The 20,647-nt window shown below is 64.8% G+C and carries 19 protein-coding genes and 1 tRNA gene; 9 read left to right on the forward strand and 11 right to left on the reverse strand.

Features of this window, described 5'->3' with window-relative positions; all coding sequences use genetic code 11:
• Positions 1 to 27: 27 nt before the first annotated feature.
• Both V6657_RS02510 and V6657_RS02515 read right to left on the reverse strand, forming a co-directional pair.
• A complete protein-coding gene (locus V6657_RS02510; RefSeq protein WP_048934070.1) occupies positions 28 to 1,866 on the reverse strand; it encodes an ABC transporter permease in 1,839 nt (612 codons plus the stop codon).
• Positions 1,867 to 1,885: 19 nt separating this feature from the next.
• Positions 1,886 to 3,067, reverse strand: a complete 1,182-nt coding sequence (locus tag V6657_RS02515) for an ABC transporter substrate-binding protein (protein WP_048934071.1) — start codon at positions 3,065 to 3,067, stop codon at positions 1,886 to 1,888.
• A gap of 161 nt (positions 3,068 to 3,228) precedes the next feature.
• Here V6657_RS02515 and V6657_RS02520 point away from each other — a divergent pair, with 161 nt between their 5' ends.
• On the forward strand, positions 3,229 to 3,525 hold the full coding sequence (locus V6657_RS02520) for a cupin domain-containing protein (protein WP_048934072.1): 297 nt from the start codon (positions 3,229 to 3,231) through the stop codon (positions 3,523 to 3,525).
• Here V6657_RS02520 and V6657_RS02525 read toward each other — a convergent pair.
• Positions 3,509 to 4,087, reverse strand: coding sequence for a hypothetical protein (locus tag V6657_RS02525; RefSeq protein WP_048934180.1), 579 nt, complete (start codon positions 4,085 to 4,087; stop codon positions 3,509 to 3,511). The two genes, V6657_RS02520 and V6657_RS02525, sit on opposite strands and share 17 nt — an antisense overlap.
• 20 nt (positions 4,088 to 4,107) lie before the next feature.
• Entirely contained in the window at positions 4,108 to 5,304 is a 1,197-nt protein-coding gene (locus V6657_RS02530; RefSeq protein WP_048934073.1) for an NAD(P)/FAD-dependent oxidoreductase, read from the reverse strand.
• Positions 5,305 to 5,420: 116 nt separating this feature from the next.
• Between V6657_RS02530 and V6657_RS02535 the strand changes: the two genes are divergently transcribed.
• The 3 genes from V6657_RS02535 to V6657_RS02545 all read left to right on the forward strand — a co-directional run bounded on the left by V6657_RS02535 (position 5,421) and on the right by V6657_RS02545 (position 8,835).
• On the forward strand, positions 5,421 to 6,332 hold the full coding sequence (locus V6657_RS02535; protein WP_048934074.1) for a LysR family transcriptional regulator: 912 nt from the start codon (positions 5,421 to 5,423) through the stop codon (positions 6,330 to 6,332).
• Positions 6,333 to 6,478: 146 nt separating this feature from the next.
• On the forward strand, positions 6,479 to 7,810 hold the full coding sequence (locus V6657_RS02540; RefSeq protein ID WP_048934075.1) for an MFS transporter: 1,332 nt from the start codon (positions 6,479 to 6,481) through the stop codon (positions 7,808 to 7,810).
• 38 nt (positions 7,811 to 7,848) lie between these two features.
• Positions 7,849 to 8,835: a M14 family metallopeptidase gene (locus V6657_RS02545; protein WP_048934076.1), complete on the forward strand. Its 987-nt coding sequence runs from the start codon at positions 7,849 to 7,851 to the stop codon at positions 8,833 to 8,835.
• 6 nt (positions 8,836 to 8,841) lie between these two features.
• On the opposite strand, the gene V6657_RS02550 is transcribed toward V6657_RS02545, so the two are convergent.
• Positions 8,842 to 10,065: an MFS transporter gene (locus tag V6657_RS02550; protein ID WP_200900880.1), complete on the reverse strand. Its 1,224-nt coding sequence runs from the start codon at positions 10,063 to 10,065 to the stop codon at positions 8,842 to 8,844.
• 77 nt (positions 10,066 to 10,142) lie between these two features.
• Here V6657_RS02550 and V6657_RS02555 point away from each other — a divergent pair, with 77 nt between their 5' ends.
• Entirely contained in the window at positions 10,143 to 10,511 is a 369-nt protein-coding gene (locus tag V6657_RS02555) for a helix-turn-helix domain-containing protein (RefSeq protein ID WP_048934077.1), read from the forward strand.
• Between the two features lie 36 nt (positions 10,512 to 10,547).
• Here the strand turns inward: V6657_RS02555 and V6657_RS02560 are convergent, their stop codons facing one another.
• Positions 10,548 to 11,195, reverse strand: a complete 648-nt coding sequence (locus tag V6657_RS02560) for a TetR/AcrR family transcriptional regulator (RefSeq protein ID WP_048934078.1) — start codon at positions 11,193 to 11,195, stop codon at positions 10,548 to 10,550.
• Between the two features lie 118 nt (positions 11,196 to 11,313).
• Here V6657_RS02560 and V6657_RS02565 point away from each other — a divergent pair, with 118 nt between their 5' ends.
• From V6657_RS02565 to V6657_RS02580, 4 genes are all read left to right on the forward strand, one after another.
• A complete protein-coding gene (locus V6657_RS02565) occupies positions 11,314 to 12,864 on the forward strand; it encodes an NAD(P)/FAD-dependent oxidoreductase (protein WP_048934079.1) in 1,551 nt (516 codons plus the stop codon).
• A gap of 17 nt (positions 12,865 to 12,881) precedes the next feature.
• The gene (locus V6657_RS02570; protein ID WP_048934080.1) at positions 12,882 to 13,856 is read left to right on the forward strand and encodes an alpha/beta hydrolase; all 975 of its coding nucleotides are present in this window, start codon (positions 12,882 to 12,884) and stop codon (positions 13,854 to 13,856) included.
• 246 nt (positions 13,857 to 14,102) lie between these two features.
• Positions 14,103 to 15,023 carry a PilZ domain-containing protein gene (locus tag V6657_RS02575; RefSeq protein ID WP_048934081.1) on the forward strand — a complete coding sequence of 307 codons (921 nt, stop codon included), beginning with the start codon at positions 14,103 to 14,105 and terminating at the stop codon, positions 15,021 to 15,023.
• Between the two features lie 305 nt (positions 15,024 to 15,328).
• Positions 15,329 to 15,709, forward strand: coding sequence for a cytochrome c (locus V6657_RS02580; protein ID WP_048934082.1), 381 nt, complete (start codon positions 15,329 to 15,331; stop codon positions 15,707 to 15,709).
• 241 nt (positions 15,710 to 15,950) lie between these two features.
• Here V6657_RS02580 and V6657_RS02585 read toward each other — a convergent pair.
• The 5 genes from V6657_RS02585 to V6657_RS02605 form a co-directional block, all read right to left on the reverse strand.
• Positions 15,951 to 16,027: transfer RNA gene (locus V6657_RS02585), tRNA-Met, on the reverse strand.
• 60 nt (positions 16,028 to 16,087) lie between these two features.
• Positions 16,088 to 17,791: an MFS transporter gene (locus V6657_RS02590; protein WP_048934083.1), complete on the reverse strand. Its 1,704-nt coding sequence runs from the start codon at positions 17,789 to 17,791 to the stop codon at positions 16,088 to 16,090.
• Positions 17,792 to 17,990: 199 nt separating this feature from the next.
• Positions 17,991 to 18,296: a DUF4212 domain-containing protein gene (locus V6657_RS02595; protein ID WP_048934084.1), complete on the reverse strand. Its 306-nt coding sequence runs from the start codon at positions 18,294 to 18,296 to the stop codon at positions 17,991 to 17,993.
• Positions 18,293 to 19,852, reverse strand: a complete 1,560-nt coding sequence (locus tag V6657_RS02600) for a sensor histidine kinase (protein ID WP_048934085.1) — start codon at positions 19,850 to 19,852, stop codon at positions 18,293 to 18,295. The genes V6657_RS02595 and V6657_RS02600 overlap by 4 nt, the downstream gene beginning before the upstream one ends.
• Entirely contained in the window at positions 19,845 to 20,552 is a 708-nt protein-coding gene (locus V6657_RS02605) for a response regulator transcription factor (protein ID WP_048934086.1), read from the reverse strand. Before V6657_RS02605 ends, V6657_RS02600 begins: the two co-directional genes overlap by 8 nt.
• Positions 20,553 to 20,647: the final 95 nt, after the last annotated feature.

Consider the following 20,647-nt stretch of genomic DNA (forward strand, 5'->3'; position numbering starts at 1 on the left):
CCTCTTGGGAGTCATGCGTTGGACTGCTCAGACCGTTCCCAGCAGCCCCTGCGGGCGGAAGCGGACCAGCAGCAGAAGCGTGAGGCCGACGATCAGGACGCGGTACTCGGCCGTCACGCGAAACAGCTCGGGCAGGCCGACCAGTGCCACCGCGCCGATCACCGCCCCCGCCACATTGCCCAGGCCACCGAGGATCACCATGGTCAGCGCCAGGATGGAGATCGGTGAGCCGAAGGTCTCGTGGTTGATGTAGCTGTATTGATGTGCCGTCAACGCGCCGGCAATGCCCGCCGCAAAGCCGCCCACACCGAACGCCAGCGCCTTGTAGCGCGCCGGCGAAATGCCATAGGCGCGGGCCGCGACGTCGTCATCACGGATGGCGCGCAAGCTGCGGCCCAGGTGCGTACCGAGCAGGCGGCGCTGCAGCAGCGCCAGCGCAACCGCCGCGCCGAGCCCCACCCAGTAGAACGCCGCCGCGGAATCGAGTGCCAGGCTGCCCACCGCCAGCGGCGGAATACCCGCCACCCCGATCGGCCCGCGCGTCACGCTTTCCCAGTTGAGGATGACCAGCGCGATGATCTCGCCGATGCCGAGCGTGGCAATCGACACGTAGTGCCCACGCAGGCGAAACGCCGGCAGCACCAGCAGCGTGCCCAGCCCGGCCGTGACGATGCCTGCCAGCAGCACGGCCAGCAGCACCGGCAGATGGGCGTCGATCGCCAGCAGCGCCGATGCATAGGCACCGATTGCCAGCAGGCCAGCGTGCCCGAGCGAGATCTGCCCCGCCGTGCCGGCCACCAGCGAAAGCGACAGCGCGAGCAGCGCATAGAGCCAGGCATTGGTCAGCACCTGCACGACGTACGGCGAGATGCCGGTAAGCGGAATCACCGCCAGCACCGCGACTGCCACGGGCCACACCCAGCGCGGCACTTGGATCGGCCGGCTTGGTGCGATGAAGGTGCCGGTCATCGGTTCGGGCGGCAATGCCGGCTTGCGTGCGAACAACCCATTGGGCCGCCACGCCAGCACGCCCAGCAGCAACAGGAAGGCGAACAGGTTGCGATAGGGGGTGCCGAACAGCGCCACGCCGTAGCTTTCCGTCAGGCCCAGCAGCAAGCTGCCGGCAATCGCACCGGGTACGTTGCCCCCGCCGCCGATCACCACCGCCACCACGCCCTTGAGCGTGGCCTGAAAGCTCATCGCCGGGCTGATGTTGTTGTAGTACATACCGACCAGCAGGCCGCTCAAGCCCCCCAGCGCCGAGGCAATCGCAAACACCGCCTGGTTGACGGCATGGGTGCTTACGCCCATCTGGCGCGCGGCGTCGCGGTCTTGTGCGGTGGCGCGTACCGCCCAGCCCAGGCGCGTGTAGCGCAGGAAGACGAACAGCACGGCAGCACTGGCCAGGCCCAGCCCCGCGATCAGCACATCCAGCGCGCCGATGCTGCCGCCGCCGAGCGTCAGGCGCCAATCGGGCAGCGGGCTTGGCAGCGCACGCGGGTCGGGCCCGGCGAGCAACTGCACGGCCTGGTCGATCACATAGCTCAAACCGATGGTGGCCAGCAGCGGCGCAATGCGCGGCGCGTTTGCCAGCGGACGCAGCCCCACGCGCTCGATGCCCATGCCCAGCAGCGCTGAACCGACAATCACCAGCAGGATCGTCACCCACAGCGGCGCGTGCAAATGCGTGATGGCAAACCAGCCCAGGAACGCACCCACGGTATAGACCGAGCCATGCGCAAAGTTGATCAGGTGCGAGACGCCGAAGATCAACGCCAGCCCCACCGCCAGCAACGCATAGATGTTGCCCACGACGAGCCCGTTGACCGTGTAATCCAGCCACGCTCCATGCCACAGCGATTCCATCGTCAAACCACCCGTCGTGCTATTGCGATGCCACCGTGGACTTGCGCTCAAGCAGCGCCCACTTGCCGTCCTTGACCACCACGTTGACGCTGCGCACGCCCAGTACGCGGCGCGTGTTGGGGTCGAACGTGGCGCGGCCAAAGACCACGCTAGGCACGTCGCGCAGCTTGGGCAGCGCGTCGCGGATGGCGCGGCGGTCGGTGCCGCCGGCCTTCAGTGCTTCGGCGGCCAGGATGACGGCGTCGTAGGCGAAGGCGTTGAAGGCATCGGGGTCGCGCTGGTACTTGGTGCGGAACTGTTTGACGAAGGTCTGCACCTCCGGGCGCGGCTCGTCGGGGAAGAACGTGGTGTTGGTCGCCACGCCATTGACGGCCGCCGCCCCAAGCTCCAGGAACTTGGGCGAGTACACCGAGCTGGCGGCCACGATCGGCAACTGGATGCCGGTGGCGCGCAACTGGCCGGCAATGAGGGCACCGTCTGCGTAATACGAGATCAGGACGATGCCGTCAGGCTTGGCATCCCGCACACGCACGAGCGTGGAGCGGAAATCCTTCTCGTCAGGCTGATAGCCCTCGGCGGCCACCACTTGCGCGCCGCGCTGTTTGACTGCTGCCGCGAACACATCCTTGCTGGTGCGGCCCCAATCGGTGTTCAGGTACAGCACGGCCACGCGCTTGAAGCCTTCGGTCTTGACGGCCAGATCGGCCAGCAGCGGCTGCGCATCGGCCTGGCTGACCGATGGGCTCCAGATGAAATCACCGCCCTTGGTGAAATCCGGGTGCGAGTTGGTGAAGCCCAACTGCACCAGTCCCGCGCGCTGATAGATCGGCGAAGCGGCCATCGAGGCGGGGCTGGAGAAATCCCCCAGCTCGATGAGGATGCGGCGGTCGGCCACGAACTTTTGCGCAATGGCGACTGCCTGGCGTGGGTCGCTCTGGCTGTCTTCGAAGACGTATTGCAGCGGGCGTCCGTGGATACCGCCGGCCGCGTTGATCTGCTCCAGCGCCAGGTCGAAGCCGGCCTTCCACTGCGCGCCGTACTGCGCGTTCTGCCCGGTCAACGGGCCCGAGACGCCAAAGTACAGCGGCTCGCCGGAGGCGGGCGCCGCCAGGGCGTGCCCACCGGCAGCGGCAGCCACCACCCACACTGCACCGCTCCACCAACGGCGCCATCCACGCAGTACAGCCATCGTTTGCTCCATCGCTCAGGAAAAGACAGGGAAGCAATCACTATGGGCTGGCCGTGCGTGTGCGCCAACGAACGGTTTGGAGCATGCATATTCGCGCGGGCAAGCATGCGCGCCATGCGTGTGCGAATCGGCGATGCTATGCTCGGCGTCCCTTCCTCCCAGCCGAGCTTTCTGTGTCACTGGTCAATCTGAATGCGTTTGCGCAAGCGCTTCCCAAGGCTTGGTCGTCTCGTGTGCTGGAGCGTTTTGGCGGCGGCAACTTCAAGGTGCTGCGCATGGATGGCACGCCGTATCCCGACGAGGTGCACGACTATGCCGAGGGCCTGCTGGTGATCGACGGTGAGCTGCGCCTGCGAATTCATGGCGAGGCGGTGACGGTCTCGCGCGGTGAGGTCTATGTGGTGCCGGCGGGTGTGCCCCACAGCGTGGACGCCGGCAGTGCCGGCACACTGGTCATTCTGGACGTGTAAGCGACACGTCTTCTGCTTCGGCCAGCTGCTTGATGCGCTTGAGCATCATGCGGCGGATCAACCCGCTCGGGATGCGGATCAGCAGCCAGTAGGGTGTGAAGCGGCGGCGCGAGGCGTCGTCAGGGCAATGCACACAGGTGCGGGTGGTGAGCAGTGTGCCGCCTGCGCCGTCGGGCTGGGTCACGAACGTCATCACCAGCTTGAGCACGCCGGTTGCAGAAAACTTGCGGAATTCGCTTGCCTGCACATCAACGAGCCCACCGTCGGGCTCCCAGAACTTGCCGACCAGACCCAGCGCGAGTTCACGATCGTCATCGCGGCCGAGCTTGATGAAGTCATGCAACCCGAACCCTGCGTCAACGCGGCGCTCGCTATGTTTGCCCGCTAGCGCGACAAGGCGTGCCGGCACTGCGCGCAGATGCAGGAACAACTGCGCCAGCGGGAAATCGCTGACCTCCAGTCGAGACACCATGTCGAGCACGCGCCCGGGTGCGGCATCGATGCGGATCTGATGCTGCTCGCTGAACTGGTGTTCAGGCAACAGGCTGCGCAGCAACGGCATGTCGATGGATGAGGTCAGGTTCATGCTTGCGTCTCTTCACTTGCGGGTGTGGCGGCGTGGGCAGCATTGCGCGCGGGCGGCTCGGCCAGGCTGCGTTTCATGAGCCATGCCACGCCGGGAATGCGCAGGCCGGTGGTGAACACCAGGTCGCGCGCCCAGCCGCCGTATTGCGCCTGAAAGCACGGCGTGAGCGCGCGGCTGAGGGTTTGGTAAGCCTGCACGGTACGCAACCGGCGCGCGTGATAGGCGAGGGCACCGTCGACGGGGCCGTGTTCCTGCACGGCGGAGGCTAGCGCCAGCGCATCTTGCGCGGCCAGCGTGGTCCCCAGGCCGAGCTGCGGGCTCATCGCGTGGGCCGCGTCGCCGATGACGCAGTAGGGCGGCTTGGCCAGCGCGCGCGGCCACGTGTGGCGATACACGGCAAAGGGCAGGTCGTCGTGCGAGCGGATCTGTTCGACCACGGGTGCGGCTTGCGGCCACAGGCTCAGTACATGGGCTTTCCACTGTGCGATATCGCTCTGGCGCCAGGCGTCGACGCTATCGCTGGGCAGGCTCCAGAACATCGACAGGCGTGTGCGTGCGCCATCCACATCGGTGGGCAGCAGGCCCATCATTTCGCGCGTGCCGCGAAAGCGCTGGTGCAGCACGCGCGCATCCCAGTTGTCGACCCAGGCCTGGAACCACAGCGTGCCCCAGCGGTAGGTGCTCGATGGGCCTGCCAGGCCCGCAGGCTCGCGCAATGCGGAGGCCGCGCCGTCCGCGATCACGAAGAGGTCGAAGGTCGATTCACCTTGCGCGTGGGTTACGCGTGCCTGTGTCCCATTCCGGTGCAGTTGTTGGATGCCGCAGTCGAAATGGAAGGCGGCACCGGCACGCAGGGCTGCCTCGTACAGCATGGAAGAGAGCGCGTGGCGCGTGACTGCGCGGCCTGGCGCATCGGCGTAATCGATGTCGAGCAAATGCCAGCCACGATGGCTCAGACCGATCAGCCGGTTGATCGGCGCGCCGATGCCTTCCAGCTCACGGCCCATGCCGAGCGCCTCCAGCGCACGAATGCCCTGCGGCTGGATCAGCAGCCCCGCGCCCATGGTGGTCAGTTGCGGATGCTTTTCGTAGACGTGGACGTCATGCCCCTGGCGGGCAAACGCGATGGCGGCAGCCAGGCCGGCGTTGCCGGCGCCGGCAATGCCAATGGACAGCGGGCGGGTTGCGGTCATGAATGCGTGGCGGATCGTTTCTCTAGGATGATAACGATACGGCACGCAGGTTAAGGCTGTTCGCGTGGGTCTTGCCAGATAATGCGCACACCTCGATTGGCCCCACTGGATGCGCCATGCAGATCAAATGGCTGGAAGATTTCAAGGAACTGGCGAAAACGCGCAGCTTCAGCCGCGCTGCCGAGAACCGCAACGTCACGCACCCCGCGTTCGGGCGGCGCATCAAGGCGCTGGAGGAATGGGTGGGCACCGCGCTGGTGGAGCGCAGCGAGCACCCCGTCACGCTCACGCCCGCCGGGCGGTTGTTTCTGGATGCGGCAGCCAATGCGGTCGATGGCTTGAACGATGCGCGCCTGCTGCTGCGCGAGGCACAACTGACCGTGGCGCTGAAGATCGGCACCGGGCGCACGCTGGCACGCACCTTCGTCCCCGGCTGGTATGAAACGCTGGCGCGTCAGCGCGGCGTGTTTCCGCTGACGGTGACGACCGGCGGCACGCAGGAAGGGGTGCTGGCGCTGGCCGATGGCACGGTCGACTTGCTGATCGCCTATGCCAGCCCGCAGGCCGATGCGCTGCTCGACCCGCGCAAGTACGACAACTGCCTGCTCGGCAGCGAGACGCTGGTGCCCGTGAGTGCTCCCGATAAGCGTGGCCGTGCGCGCTTCACGCTGCCCGGCACCGCCGCTGCGCCGCTGCCGTGGCTGGCCTTCGCACGTGGGCTGACATTGCGGCAGATGCTCGACAGCCATCTGGCGGCGGCAGACCGCAAGGCGCATCTGCAGCCCGTGTTTCAGGCCGATTTCTACGAGGCAGTGGAGGAGATGGCGCTGCGTGGCTTCGGCATGGCGTGGTTGCCGTATCGCCTGGCCAAACCGCACCTGAACGCCGGCGAACTGCGCCCCGCCGGCGACGACGCCTGGCACATCCAAGTCGACATCCGCATGATGCGTGTGCGCAGCAACCAGAGCGCGCTGCTCGACGAAGTGTGGCAACTGGCTGTTGCTAACGCGCAGGCAGCGGCAGCCTGAGGCCACGTCACCGTAAAAAGCCCAACCTTGTGCCGAAACGGCACAAGGGCCCCAGGCGTGCCGCCTAGACTCCCCCGCAACCTTCACCCGCCGAGGCTGTTCAACCAGCCAACAGGCGGATCGGCACAGACCACGGGGAGACAACCTTGCCAGCCCATACCCTCAACGCGAGCGGCGCACCCGCGCACGCGGCAACCGACACACATCGACACCCCGCACCCTGGCGCGCCGTGCTGGCCGCCAGTGTCGGCAACGCGCTCGAATACTACGACCTGCTGATCTACGGCTACTTCGCCATCACCATCGGCAAGCTGTTCTTCCCGACGGGCGATGCGTGGAGCTCGTTGATGCTCTCCGTCGGCACGTTTGGCGTGTCGTTCATCATGCGGCCGCTGGGCTCGATGGTGCTCGGTAGCTATGCCGATCGCGTCGGCCGCAAGGCGGCGCTCACGTGGTCGATCCTGCTGATGATGCTGGGCACCGCGATGATCGCGTTTGCGCCCACGTATGCGTCGATCGGGCTGTGGTCACCCGCCATCGTGATAGTGGCGCGGCTGCTGCAAGGCTTCTCGGCCGGTGGCGAGTTTGGCTCTGCCACGGCCTTCATGATCGAGCATGCCAACGGCAAGCGCATGGGCTACAACGCGAGCTGGCAGGCGGCCACGCAGGGCCTCGCAACGTTGCTGGCAGCAGGGTTGAGCGCATGGCTCACGTATGCGTTGACCACTGCGCAGGTGGAATCGTGGGGCTGGCGCGTGGCCTTCCTGTTCGGCCTGCTGATCGGCCCCATCGGCGTCTACATCCGCCGCCATACGCCCGAGACGCCGGAGTTTGTTGCCATGCAGGCCGAAGCGCCCGCCGCGCTGCAGGAGCGCTCGCCGCTGCGCGACACGCTCACGCAGGGCCTGCCCGGGCTGCTGCTGGGCGCTGGCGTGGTGGTGGCCGTCACCGCGTTCAACTACGTGCAGAAGGTCTACATGCCGACCTATGCCATCAATCAACTGCATATCGCGACCAGCGCGTCGCTGGTCTGCACGATGATCACCGGCGCGATGCTGATGGTGATGGCGCCCGCGTTCGGCTTGCTGGCGGATCGTTTTGGCAGCATCCGCGTGGTGTCGATTGCGATGGTGGTGATTGCACTGTCGACGTATCCGATGTTCGCCACGGTGGTTGCGCAGCCGACGTTCTGGACGCTGCTGGTCATGCAGGCGATCGTGGGTGTGCTGCTGGCGGCCATCCTGGCGCCGCTGCCCGCGTTGCTGGCCGACATCTTCCCGACGCGCAACCGTGGCACGGGCCTGGCCTTGAGCTATAACTTGTCGGTGACGATCTTCGGCGGGTTCTCGCCGCTCATCGTCACCTGGCTGATTGGTGTCACGCACATCAAGACATCGCCGAGCTTCTATGTGTTTGCGACCACGCTCATCAGCCTGGCCTCGCTGTGGATGCTGCGCGGCCGTGCGCGCGCGCACTGAACCCGAACTGACCTCTCGTCTTACCCCAAGGATTTCGCATGATGACCCTGGAGGCGCTGCGCGCCACGCTGCCGGTGTACCCAATCGAGCTGCAGAAGCCGGACATTCGCTGGTGGAAGACCGGCACGCATGGCGTGGACTACGTGCACACGTTCGACAGCGGTGTGCCGGGCCCGCACGTCATGATCAACGCGCTTACGCACGGCAACGAGTTGTGCGGCGCGATTGCGGTGGATGCGCTGCTGGCCGCCGGTGTGCGTCCGGCACGCGGGCAACTCACGCTGTCGTTTGCCAATGTGGAGGCGTACGAGCGCTTCGACATCAACGATCCCGACGCCACGCGCTTTATCGATGAGGATCTGAACCGTGTGTGGTCCGCCGACAAGCTCGACGGCCCTGGCAACACGCTCGAACTGCGCCGCGCACGCGAGCTGCGTCCCGTGATCGACACGGTGGATTACCTGCTCGACATCCACTCGATGCACGAGAAGGCCGAGCCGCTGATGCTGACGGGGCCGCTGGAGAAGGGCGTCGCCCTCGGTCGCCAGGTAGGTGCGCCATCGCACCTGATGATCGATGCAGGCCATGCCGCCGGCCGCCGCCTGCGCGACTACGCCGGCTTTGGCGACGCCGCCAGCCCGAAGAACGCGCTGCTCATCGAATGCGGCCAGCACTTCGAGCGCGTGAGCCGCGATGTGGCGCTGGATGCGTGTGCGCGGTTTCTGGTGGCGCTGGGCACGGTCGACGCATCGGTCGTGTCGCAATGGTTTGGGATAGCACCTGCGCTGGAGGTGCGATGCATCCGCGTGACGGACCCGGTGGTCGCCAAGTCCACCGCCTTCCGGTTTGCGGACGACTATCGCGGCATGGAGACCATCGCCAGCGCCGGCACGGTCATCGCCACCGATGGGGAGTTGCAGTTCGTCACGCCCTACGACAACTGCGTGCTGCTGCAGCCATCGTTGCGGCACCTAGCACCTGGCGTGACCGTGGTGCGGCTAGGGCGCCCGGAGGGCGCCGCCTGAATCGACTCAGTTGCCACTGCGTGCCAGCGATCGGAAGACCAGACTGCCTGAGCCGAGCGCGATGAGCGCCAGCGTCACGGCAAAGGCAGTGGCACCGGTCGCCAGACCAAACGCATCGATTGCATAGCCGGTCATCACGGGCAGCAACCCCGCAGGCAAATAGCCGCCGAGGTTCATGACGGCATTGGCTTCGGCCCGGCGTGTGTCCGGCACGTGCAGGCTGATGAGCGTCAATCCGCCGAGTTGGCCGAGACCTTGCCCCGCCCCCGCCAACAGCGCAGCGATCACCAGAAAGGGCGCCGATGACGCATGCACCGCTGCACACAGTGCCCCCATCGACAGCGTGGTCGCAGCCGTGCCTGCCAGGAACAATGTCCGCACCGAATGGCGCCGCGCGGCAAACTGGACGCCGGTTGCGGTCAGAAACATCGCGCATGCCATGCCGCCGGCCACCAGCGGGCTGCGCACCTCGAGCAGGCGCGCCAGCAGGGATGGCCCCAGCGCCAGCACGAACGACGTCGCTGTAATACCGGGGCCGAAGACACCGATGCCGCTGGCGACATGGCGGCGATTCTGCGCGGGCACCGACGGCAGATGTAGCGCTGCAGCTTCACTGCCATGCGGCATGGCTGGCCGGGCCAGCGGCAACCGCCACACGATCACAAAGACGCTGAGCAGTACCACGGCCTCGAAGCCGAACACGGTCATGATCGGATGCGTGAGCACTTGGCCGGCGCCGCCGGCCAGCAGCGGGCCGAGGCCAGCGCCGAGCACCATTGCCACCGAAGCCAGTAGCGCGGCATCACGCTTGCGTGCGCTGCCGCCCAGGTCTGCCACCGACGCCATCCCCGCCGACACGATGACGCCCACCGCAATGCCGGTCAGCAACCGGGCCACCACAAGCATGGCGGTGGACGAGGCGCAGGCAAACAACCCGCACGCGATCAGCGCAGCCGCAATACCGGGTAGCAGTACCGGCTTGCGCCCAAAGCGGTCGGATAACTGGCCGGCCACCAGCAGCGTGCCCAGCAGCCCGGCGATGTACAGCGCAAAGATGACGGTCAGCGTGCCCGACGAAAAGCCCAGCGCACGCTGCCAGACCACATAGAGCGGCGTTGGCGAGTTGGACAGCATGAAGACGGCGGTGACCATCCCGGCTGCACGCCACATGTCGGTGGTGATGCGGGCGGGTGTGCCGCAGGAAGGAGCGGCGATGGAGGGAGACGACACGATATGGGTCCTTGTACGAATTTTCTCGAACTATATATTAGTTCGAGAAAATTCGTACAAGTGATACAGTGACACGGATGAAACGCACCTCTTTGCCCAAGGCGGCCGCTGAGTCGGCTGACCTTCCCGAGCCGCTGCCGGAACCGGCCGTGGCGGATTTGCAGTTGGACGCCATCTTTGGCGCGCTGGCGGACCCATTGCGCCTGACCATCGTGCGCAAGCTGATGTTGGAGTCCGAGGCGTACGACCACCCGTGCGGCTGGTTCGGCTTCGATCGGCCGAAATCGTCGCTGACCCACCATTTCAAGGCGCTGCGAGAAGCCGGCGTGCTGCGCCAGCGGCAGTACGGGCTGGAGCGACGCAGCCGCGTGCGCACCGAGGATCTCGACGCGAGGTTTCCCGGCCTGCTGCAACTGGTACTTGCGTGGGAGCCGTCCGACGCATAGGTGGACGGCTGCGGTGGGGTGCTTGAGGCGGGGCCGCTAGCGTGCCGCCATTGCCTGCAACGTGCCGAGCAGTACCTGCCGGCAGTTGCGCACCATCTTCTCTTCCGGGTCCCGATACCCGGTCAGTAGCCACGCCGCACCCACATTGGTCATGGCGCCCACGAGCGCCAGGCCGAGGATGCGGTGGTCGGCGCGCAGGTCAGCATCGTCGGCGCCGGGCGGCTGCGCATTCGCCATGATCTGTTTGCCGAACTCCAGCAGGTTGCGCTGGTAGGTCGCGTCTGTCTCCGGGCTCACGCCCATCACTTCCAGCAGTAGCACGCGCGCTGCGCACGGGTCACGCAAGAAGGTGAAGAACGCGTGCAGGCCCGCGTCGACGCGCGCTTCTAGCGTGCCGTCCACGGCGGCTGTGGCTTGTGACACCTGCGCGCGCAGGTCTTCGGCATGTTGCTGGTAGGTCGCCCGCAGCAGCGCCTCGGTGCTGTCGAACGCTGCATAGAAGTAGCGATCGTTCAGCTTGGCCTCCTGGCAGATCGCCCGCACCGTTGCTTTGCGGAAGCCCACCGTGCCGAAGACGCACGTGCCGGCGCGGATCAGCGCTTCACGGCGCTCTGCTGCGCGTGCTTCTGGCGCCACTCCGCCGTAGGGGCGGCCCTTCTTGGCCGTTTCAAGTGTTTTCTCCATTTCGCTATTTGACGTCAGGACGCGGGAAAATTAAAGTGGTGACGACCTACACCACATTTAAGGCGGGTTTGCCAAGCCCGTCGCCAAGCCGCCGGACAGCCAAGAACAAGGAGGGCACATGAAGACGACGATCGAAAGGGCCGCCGCCGCGCAACCGCCCCGAAGCCGTGCCACGGCATCGGATACGGAGTTCGATGTGCTGATCGTCGGTGCAGGCCTGTCTGGCGTGGGCGCGGCTTACCACCTGCGCGAGCGTTGTCCGTCGGCCCGTTTCGCAATCCTGGAGGGCCGCGCGACGATGGGCGGCACGTGGGATCTGTTCCGCTACCCTGGCATCCGCTCGGACTCCGACATGTTCACGCTTGGCTACAGCTTTCGCCCGTGGCATAGCGACAAGGCCATCTCCGACGGCCAGACCATCCTCGATTACATCCAGGACACGGCGCGCGTGTTCGGCATCGACAAGACGATCCGCTACCAGCACAAGGTCACGGGTGCCAGTTGGGATTCGGCCGCTGCGCGTTGGACGGTGCGCATGCAACGCACCAACGGCGATCGGCAGGAAGAGCTGCACTACACATGCAAGTTCCTCTACATGTGCAGCGGCTACTACGACTACGAAGAAGGCCACGCACCCGCTTGGGCGCAGATGGAGCAGTTCCAGGGGCGCATCGTCCATCCGCAGCATTGGCCAGAAGACCTGGACTACGCCGGCAAGCGCGTGGTGGTGATTGGCAGCGGCGCGACCGCCGTCACGCTGGTGCCCGCGATGGCCGATACCGCGCAGCACGTGACGATGCTGCAACGCTCGCCCACGTACATCGTGTCGCGCCCCGAGCAGGACGCCGTGGCCAATACGCTGCGCCGCTGGTTGCCGGCGGGGCTTGCGCACCGGCTCGTGCGTACCAAGAACGTGCTGCTGACGATGTACTTCTACGGCCTTGCGCGTCGCAAGCCTAAGGCGGTCAAGGACTTCATCATCCGCATGGCCGGTAAGCAGATCGGGCCCGATTTCGATGTGCGCCAGCACCTCACGCCGCGCTACAACCCGTGGGACCAGCGCCTGTGCCTGGTGCCCGATGGCGATCTGTTCAAGACGATCCGCTCGGGCCGCGCCTCCATCGCCACCGACGAGATCGAACATTTCACGCCGACCGGCCTGCAGCTCAAGGGTGGTGAGCATCTTGACGCCGACGTGGTTGTCACCGCCACCGGGCTCAAGCTCAAGGTGCTGGGCGGTGCGGCCGTGGCTGTCGACGGGCGCCCTGTCGACCTGTCGCAGACGGTGTCGTATAAAGGCATGATGTACAGCGGCATTCCGAACCTCGCATCGTCGTTCGGCTATACGAATGCCTCGTGGACGCTCAAGGCCGAACTGATCGCGCAGTATGTGTGCCGGCTGCTCAACCACATGCAGGCCAACGGCTACGACGTCTGCGTGCCCCGGCTCGACGATGAGGCGATGGGCCGCGAGCCCGCTGTCGACCTGACGTCGGGCTACATCCAGCGTGCGGCGAGTATCCTGCCCAAGCAGGGCACCAAGCAGCCGTGGAAGTCGTATCAGAACTACGCACGCGACCTGATGATGCTCAAGTTCGGGGCGCTTGCTGATCATGCGATGCAGTTCGAGCGCCGCGGCCAGCCGGTCAGCGCTCGGCAAACCGCCTAAACCACTCCGGGGGCACTGTGACCAGCACCATCCTGACTGTCGTCGCCATCCTGATTGCGGTGATCGCCGTACTGGTGGCGTTCACGTTTTTTACCGCGCGCCGCGTGACCAAGGGGTTTCCGCCGGAAGGCAAGTTCATCGATGTCGATGGTGACCGCGTGCACTACGTTGATCAGGGCAGCGGCCCAGCCATCGTGTTCGTGCATGGCCTGTGTGGCAACCTGCGCAACTTCGCCTATCTGGATCTGGAGCGGCTGACGCAATCGCACCGCGTGATCCTGATCGACCGGCCGGGGTCGGGGCGCTCATTGCGTGGTGATGCGTCTTCGGCCAACGTCTATGCGCAGGCGCGCACGATCGCGCGGTGCATTGAAAAGCTGAGCCTGGACAAGCCTGTGCTGGTGGGGCATTCACTGGGCGGTGCGATTGCGCTGGCGGTCGGGCTCAACCACCCGCAGGTGATTCGTCGGCTCGCCTTGATTGCGCCGCTCACGCATGCGGAGAGTACGCCGCCGGGCGCATTCAAAGGCTTGGTGCTGCCGTCACCGCTGGTGCGCCGGCTGGTCTCGTGGACGCTGGCGATTCCCATGTCGATCATCAATTCACGCAAGGCGGTCGAGGCGGTGTTCGCGCCCGAAGCCATGCCGCAGAGTTTCCCCTTCAAGGGCGGTGGCCTGCTGGGGCTGCGTCCGCACGTGTTCTATGCGGCGTCGTCTGACTTGGTCTGCGCGCCGCGGGATCTGCCGGACATGGAGCGTCGCTATGCGTCGATGACGGTGCCGGTGGATGTGCTGTACGGCAAGGGCGATCGCATCCTCCACTACAAACGTCAGGGCGAAGCACTCAAGCAGAAGCTTGACCGTGTGAACCTGCGTATCGTGGCCGGCGGCCACATGCTGCCCGTCACGCAACCTGCGTTGACGACGGATTGGGTGCTGGGGGTTGCGGCATCGGCATTGGCGCCCGCGCAAGCCACCGCGCTGGCGGGGTAGACGCGCAGTCGACACGGCAAAAGCCCCCTCTGATGCGGGGCTTTGTTGTTTTTGTCGCCACCACAATGAGTGCCGCCAGCTTCACTCGTCAAAGTTCGGCCCGGATGTGCCGTTAAACGCGGGAGCCCGCTCATTCCATGCGGCCTGTGATCGCGTCCCCTGCGCAAGGGGTATCGCCCCCGGACGATGTGCGCGGCACACTCCTCGCGGCCACGCAGCTGCGCGCAACCCTCGCCAAGAACCACCATGCTCATCAAGCTCGCTTCCGGCGATCTCCGGCTTGAAAGGCCCATCGACTTCGCCATCTACAACGCCGACGGCACGCTCCTTCTCCAGAAGGGGCAGGTGGTCACGTCCGACGTTCTGCTGCAGCGGCTGTACCGCCTCGGCTATCGGCGCAACACGACACATGCTGGAAGGTTTGGGCTGAAGCCGGTGCATGCGCCGGCTGCCGAGAAGCATGTGTCAGCGGCAGAAGGTGCGGAGGATGCCGAAGCGGTTGCATCAGGCAATCAAGTCGACCCGCCACTCGGCAAGTCTTCCACGCTACCGAACCTGACGCAAAAGGTGGAGTTCTTCCACCTGACAACAGACGATGGCAAGGACGCGCCGCCGCCCGTCGAATTGGTGGGCGTGATCCCCGGGCAGGCGCTGATCGTGCAATGCGTGGCCGATGAAGGCGTGTCGACATTGACGACGGGTGTGACCTACCAGGCCAGACTTTTTACCGGGTCGCGTTTGTTCAAGTTTTTGACGGAGTTGCTGCCGGAAGCGGTGGGCCCGTTCGGTTGCTATTTCCTGCGCTATCCAGAGGCCGTTGCGCAGGCGCTTGTTCGCAAGCAGCAGCGCGTGACTACCGCGTTTTCGGGGGAGTTGTCGTCAGGCGAGTATCAGCGGGCCGCCGTCGACGTGGTGGTCGAGAACGTCAGCGCCACGGGGGCGGGCGTTTCCGCCAAGGAAGATTTCCTGCTTGTAGGGAAGGTCGCGAGGCTCCGGGTGAACTTGGCCATTGAGCACCGTGTGCGGCCCATCACCGTATTCGTCGAGGTTCGCAACCGCCGGCAGGACGGCGAGCGCTTCGTCTATGGTCTGGAGTTCTCGCGGATGCCCGAGGAGACGCGGCGCGATATCAAGGACTTCGTGCTGGAGAGTCTGGCGCTGGAGTAAGGAGTGCTGCGCTGGTGCGCAGACAAACAAAAGGCCGCTATTACGCAAGGAGTAGCGGCCTTTCTTACATCCAGCAGCGAATCTGGGATGTTTCCTGGTTTGACAAAATCCCCATTTTTCATCAACAATTCGGTCCAAAAAATGTCAGCCGATTTATAAAAAGGAGGCGAAAATTGCGTCTCGCATTCGCCAAAAGCTGACAGTCCACCTGCAAAAGCTTGAAGTCGAAAATTATGGGGATGCTGCAGCCATTCTCACAACACGAAGCGCGGGTCTGAGTTGATCCCATTGGGAATACGGAACGTATGAAAGCCAAAGAAAGTTTCATCACCGCGTTGATGCTGCTACTTCTAGCGCCAGCGACGTCCTTTGCGGATGCTATCAATGGGGAGCGGATCTTCTTGAAGCGATGCGCGATGTGTCACGGAGTCGATATCAAAGGCACAGGACCTCTGGCCAATAAAAGCGTCCCTCCCACGCCGGATCTCACAGCGCGTGCATTCAAGAAACGCCTAATCGATTATCCGGGTGTCATTGTATCGTCCGTCATACTCCGTCCAAACGGGGATCTAATTCCGAAGACATTGCGGGAGAATGGCGTCAAGCTGGCGCCATTCACGTGGACGGTTAAAGATTTTCGCGATCTGAATGAATATATGACGGGTGTCATTTCAAAAACGAATTGACCGCGTCGCTACGCAACTTTTCGAGATCATCCAAAAAGATGCGGGGCAGAAGGCAGCGTCAAAAAAGCATCTCAAGGGGTGCTTTTTTAATGCCATCAAATGGATGCGAATGATGCTCGAGTCGTGCGCGCCGTGGCGTGACTTGTGCGGCCGGCAGTTGCGCGTGGGAATGCCCCACCAAGTGACTCGCCGGACGAGAAAAAGGCTCTGCAACCGGTTGATTGCAGAGCCTTCTTGAAGATGGTGGCGAATCAGGGACTCGAACCCCGGACCTGCGGATTATGATTCCGTCGCTCTAACCGACTGAGCTAATTCGCCGAAGAAACGAGATTCTACAGCCTTCGGCGAATCTGTCAAGCCCCTTGTTCGTCAAGTTGCTCAGTCGTTCTTGTAGATGTCCACGTCCTTGGTTTCCCGTACGAACAGCATGCCGACCACGAAGGTGATGGCCGCGATCCAGATCGGGTACCACAGCCCGTGATAGATATTGCCGTTCTGGGCCACCAGGGCGAACGAGATGGTTGGCAGCAGCCCCCCGAACCAGCCGTTACCGATGTGATACGGCAACGACATCGACGAGTAGCGGATGCGTGTGGGGAACATTTCCACCAGCATCGCCGCGATCGGGCCGTAGACCATGGTCACGTAGATCACCAGGATCACCAGGATCACCAGCACCATGACCGTGTTCATCTGCGCCGGATCGGCCTTGGTCGGGTAGTTGGCGGCCTTGAGCGACTCGCTCACCTGCTTCTTGAAGTCGGCGATCTTCGTCTTGCTCTCGGCGTCGAAGCTCTGGCCATCTGGCGTGCGGGTGGCGTTGAGCGAGGCGATCTGCTTGCCAGCGATCGTGACCGAGGCGACCGTGCCGGCCGGGCCTTCCAATGTCTCGTAGCTTGCCGACGATTGCGCCAGCGTACGCTTGGCAATGTCGCACGACGAGCGGAAGTCCACCTCGCGGGCGATCGGGCTGCCCTGGAACGAGCACTCCTTCGGGTCGACCGTGATGGTGATCTGCGCAGTATGCTGGGCACGCTCCAGCGCCGGGTTGGCGTAGTGCGTCAGCGCCTTGAACAGCGGGAAGTACGTCAGCACCGCCAGCAGGCAACCGGCCAGGATGATCTTCTTGCGGCCGATGCGGTCCGACAGCGAGCCGAAGAACACGAAGAACGGTGTGCCGATGGCCAGCGCCACCGCAATCAGCACATTGGCTGTGAACGCGTCGACCTTCAGCACCTGCGTGAGGAAGAACAGCGCGTAGAACTGGCCCGTGTACCAGACCACGGCTTGGCCGGCGGTCAGACCGATCAGCGCCAGGATCACGATCTTCAGGTTGCGCCATTGGCCGAAGGCTTCCGTCAGCGGGGCCTTGGAGGTCTTGCCCTCGGCCTTCATCTTCTGGAACGCCGGCGATTCGCTCATCGACAGGCGGATGTACACCGACGTTGCCAGCAGCAGAATCGAGACCAGGAACGGGATACGCCAGCCCCAATCGTCGAACGACTTGCCGGTCAGCTCGCGCACCACCAGGATAACAACCAGCGACAGGAACAGGCCCAGCGTGGCCGTGGTCTGGATCCACGACGTGTAAGCACCGCGGCGGCCGTGCGGCGCGTGCTCGGCCACGTAGGTGGCGGCACCACCGTACTCACCGCCTAGTGCCAGGCCCTGCAGCATGCGCAGCGCGATCAGGATGATCGGCGCAGCCACGCCAATCGTGCCGTAAGAGGGCAGCAGGCCGACGATGAACGTTGACGTACCCATGATCACGATGGTGACCAGGAACGTGTACTTGCGGCCGATCATGTCGCCGAGGCGGCCGAACACCAGCGCGCCGAACGGGCGCACCAGGAAGCCGGCGGCAAAGGCCAGCAGTGCAAAGATGAAACCCGCCGTTGGATCCAGGCCCGAGAAGAACTGCTTGGCGATGATCGCCGCCAGCGAGCCGTAGAGATAGAAGTCGTACCACTCGAACACCGTCCCGAGCGACGAAGCGAAGATGACCTTCTTCTCCTCCCTCGTCATGGGCGCAGGCTGGACACGCCCGGCGGGCGCGTTCGGTGCACTTTGCACGGTTGCCATGTTGTCTCCTGTTTTCGTAGGTCGTCCCGCTGGGCATGGACATGACAACGCAACGCAATCGCCCGCGGAATTGTGAACGATTGTGGAAAGCGAAACTTACTGCGTTCTGACACGAACGCCCCGCCAACGGGGCATTTTCGTCGGGGTATACACGAAGATGTGCGCGTTGCGTTGCGGCGCAAGTTGCTGCTTCAGCGCATCAAATGGAGGGCGGGGGAGTGGGGTCAGTGGCGTCGTGCTGCGATGTCTCGTCATCCTGCGATGCAGCATCCGCAGCGCGGTTAGTGCGCCACGCATACAGCACGGTAATCAGCACATAGACGATGGGCGCGCCCTGGCCCGCCACCCAGTAAGCGAACGGCCAACCGAAGAAGCGCATCGACAGATCGCGCGCGAAGAACGCCACCACATAGGTGACGACAAACCACACCCCCAACAGCGCGGTGATCCAGCGCATGTTGGCGATCCAGCGTCGGCGTGCGGGCGTTCCGGGCGTGATGCTCATGCGGTGGTTTCCCCGTCCGGTGCGCAGCGATGCAGCGTGATGCGAAAGCGCGCGCCCGCCACGCGTGGCGATGCCTGGTAGACGTTGTCGAGCACCTCGATATCGCCGCCGTGCTGCTGCACGATCTCACGCACGATGGCCAGGCCCAACCCGCTGCCCTCGGCTTGCGTGCCGAGAATGCGATAGAAGCGCTGCATCACGCGTTCACGCTCCGCCACGGGGATGCCGGGGCCGGTGTCGTCCACGTCGATGAACACGAACGGCTCGAACGGCGCAGTCGTCACGCGCACTGTCACGTGACCGCCGTCAGGCGTGTAGCGGATGGCGTTGTCGAGCAGGTTGTTGAGCATCTCGGCCAGCATCGTCGCGTTGCCGGACGTCATGACCGGCGGGCCGGGCTCTTCGAAGCCGAGGTCGATCTGCTTGGTCCATGCCTTCTGCAGCCAGTCGGCCACCACCTGCCGCGACAGCGCGCAGATATCAAGCGGCACCATGCCGTCGGTCGCGCCCATGTTCTCCATGCGCGCCAGCGAGAGCAGTTGCTTGACGAGGTGCGCCGTGCGGTCCGAGCTGTCGGCGATGTGGGCGAGCGTGCGGCGCAGCTCGTCGGGCGACTGTTCACGCTGCGCCAGTTCCGCCTGCATGCGCAGGCCGGCTAGCGGCGTCTTCATCTGGTGCGCGGCATCGGCAATGAAACGCTTCTGCGTCTGCACAGATTGCTCCAACCGCCCGAGCAGGTCATTGAACGATGCCACCAGCGGTGTCAGCTCCTGCGGCGCGGCGCCTTCGTCGATCGGGCTGGTGTCGCCCGGGTTGCGCGCGCGGATGCGCTCCTGAATCGCATTGAGCGGCGCCAGCCCGCGCGTGAGTCCGAACCACACCAGAATCACCGCCAGCGGCAGGATCACGAACTGCGGCAGGATCACGCCCTTGATGATTTCGTTGGCCAGTTGCGCACGCTTGTCGAGCGTTTCCGCCACCTGCACCAGCGCGGGTTTGCCGCCGGTCATGCCGGGGCGCTGCACAAACGTATACGCCACGCGGATCTCTGTGCCATGGATACGGTCGTCGCGCAATTGCACGAGGCTGCCGGCATTGGCGTCTTCTTCCGGGGGGAGCGGCAGGTCGCGATCGCCCGAGACGAACTCGCCACTCTCGCCGAGCACCTGGTAATAGATGTTGTCGGTCTCATCGGCACGCAGGATCTCGCGCGCGGAGATCGGCAACTGCAGCGTCACGCGCCCGTTCACCTCGCGCAGCTGCTGGCTGAGCACGATGGCGCTCGATTCCAGCGCGCGGTCGTACGGTGCATTCGCGATCGACTTGGCCACAAGGTACGTCACCGCAATGCTCATCGGCCAGAGCAGCAACAGCGGCGCGAGCATCCAGTCGAGAATCTCGCCGAACAGCGATCGGGCGACGGGCCCGGTGGTGGCGTCTTCGAGATGGGGGAGGGTATCGGCGAGGTCGCGGTCGTCAGCCTGGGGTGCAACGCCGGGGCGCGGTGCGCGCGGGATCCGGTGGCGACGCCACGGCCAGGCCAGCCGATCAGCCATGGGCAGTGGCAGGGTTGGCGGGGGCGGCAGCGCGCTCCAGGCAATAGCCCAACCCGCGCACGGTGGCAATGCGGATGCCATCCACCTCAATCTTCTTGCGCAAGCGGTGGACGTACACCTCGATGGCGTTGTTGCTGACTTCTTCGCCCCAGCCGCACAGATGGTCGACCAGTTGCTCCTTCGACACCAGCCGGCCCACGCGCGCCAGCAGGATCTCCAGCAGCCCGATCTCACGCGCCGACAGGTCGATCATCTGGTCATGGATATAGGCGATGCGGCCAACTTGGTCGAACGCCAGCGGGCCGTGCCGGACGAGCGTGGCGCCGCCACCGGTACCCCGCCGCACCAGGGCGCGCACGCGTGCCTCCAGTTCGGACAGGGCGAAGGGCTTGGCCATGTAGTCGTCGGCGCCCAGGTCCAGGCCCTTGACGCGGTCTTCCACGCTGTCTGCGGCGGTCAGGATCAGCACCGGCAGCATGGCCCCGCGTGAACGCAGGCGACGGAGCACCTCCAGCCCCGACAGGCGCGGCAACCCCACGTCGAGGATCAGCAGGTCATAGGTCTGGGCCGTTTGCGTGGCAAGCGCCGCATCGGCGGCGGCCCCATCTTCGGCCCGGTCAACGGCGTAGCCTGCCTGGCGCAGCGAACGGGTCAAACCGTCGGCCAGGGTGGCGTCGTCTTCGGCAATCAGGATGCGCATGCGTGTCTCCCCGCGATGCTCGGGCGTGGTGTCTGACCGGCCCATTCCGCCCGCTACATTGTTTTCACGCGTGTTGTTGCGCAATCGCTGCGCTG

The sequence above is a fragment of the Ralstonia sp. RRA genome (genome assembly GCF_037023145.1).
Classification (GTDB): domain Bacteria; phylum Pseudomonadota; class Gammaproteobacteria; order Burkholderiales; family Burkholderiaceae; genus Ralstonia.

What these genes read in the sequence shown, in the direction of transcription:
- V6657_RS02510 (WP_048934070.1), bottom strand. Translation starts at nt 1,866, where the DNA reads ATGGAATCGCTGTGGCATGGAGCGTGGCTGGATTACACGGTCAACGGG.
- V6657_RS02515 (WP_048934071.1), bottom strand. Translation starts at nt 3,067, where the DNA reads ATGGAGCAAACGATGGCTGTACTGCGTGGATGGCGCCGTTGGTGGAGC.
- V6657_RS02525 (WP_048934180.1), bottom strand. Translation starts at nt 4,087, where the DNA reads ATGCCGTTGCTGCGCAGCCTGTTGCCTGAACACCAGTTCAGCGAGCAG.
- V6657_RS02530 (WP_048934073.1), bottom strand. Translation starts at nt 5,304, where the DNA reads ATGACCGCAACCCGCCCGCTGTCCATTGGCATTGCCGGCGCCGGCAAC.
- V6657_RS02535 (WP_048934074.1), top strand. Translation starts at nt 5,421, where the DNA reads ATGCAGATCAAATGGCTGGAAGATTTCAAGGAACTGGCGAAAACGCGC.
- V6657_RS02545 (WP_048934076.1), top strand. Translation starts at nt 7,849, where the DNA reads ATGATGACCCTGGAGGCGCTGCGCGCCACGCTGCCGGTGTACCCAATC.
- V6657_RS02555 (WP_048934077.1), top strand. Translation starts at nt 10,143, where the DNA reads ATGAAACGCACCTCTTTGCCCAAGGCGGCCGCTGAGTCGGCTGACCTT.
- V6657_RS02560 (WP_048934078.1), bottom strand. Translation starts at nt 11,195, where the DNA reads ATGGAGAAAACACTTGAAACGGCCAAGAAGGGCCGCCCCTACGGCGGA.
- V6657_RS02565 (WP_048934079.1), top strand. Translation starts at nt 11,314, where the DNA reads ATGAAGACGACGATCGAAAGGGCCGCCGCCGCGCAACCGCCCCGAAGC.
- V6657_RS02575 (WP_048934081.1), top strand. Translation starts at nt 14,103, where the DNA reads ATGCTCATCAAGCTCGCTTCCGGCGATCTCCGGCTTGAAAGGCCCATC.
- V6657_RS02580 (WP_048934082.1), top strand. Translation starts at nt 15,329, where the DNA reads ATGAAAGCCAAAGAAAGTTTCATCACCGCGTTGATGCTGCTACTTCTA.
- V6657_RS02590 (WP_048934083.1), bottom strand. Translation starts at nt 17,791, where the DNA reads ATGGCAACCGTGCAAAGTGCACCGAACGCGCCCGCCGGGCGTGTCCAG.
- V6657_RS02595 (WP_048934084.1), bottom strand. Translation starts at nt 18,296, where the DNA reads ATGAGCATCACGCCCGGAACGCCCGCACGCCGACGCTGGATCGCCAAC.
- V6657_RS02600 (WP_048934085.1), bottom strand. Translation starts at nt 19,852, where the DNA reads ATGGCTGATCGGCTGGCCTGGCCGTGGCGTCGCCACCGGATCCCGCGC.
- V6657_RS02605 (WP_048934086.1), bottom strand. Translation starts at nt 20,552, where the DNA reads ATGCGCATCCTGATTGCCGAAGACGACGCCACCCTGGCCGACGGTTTG.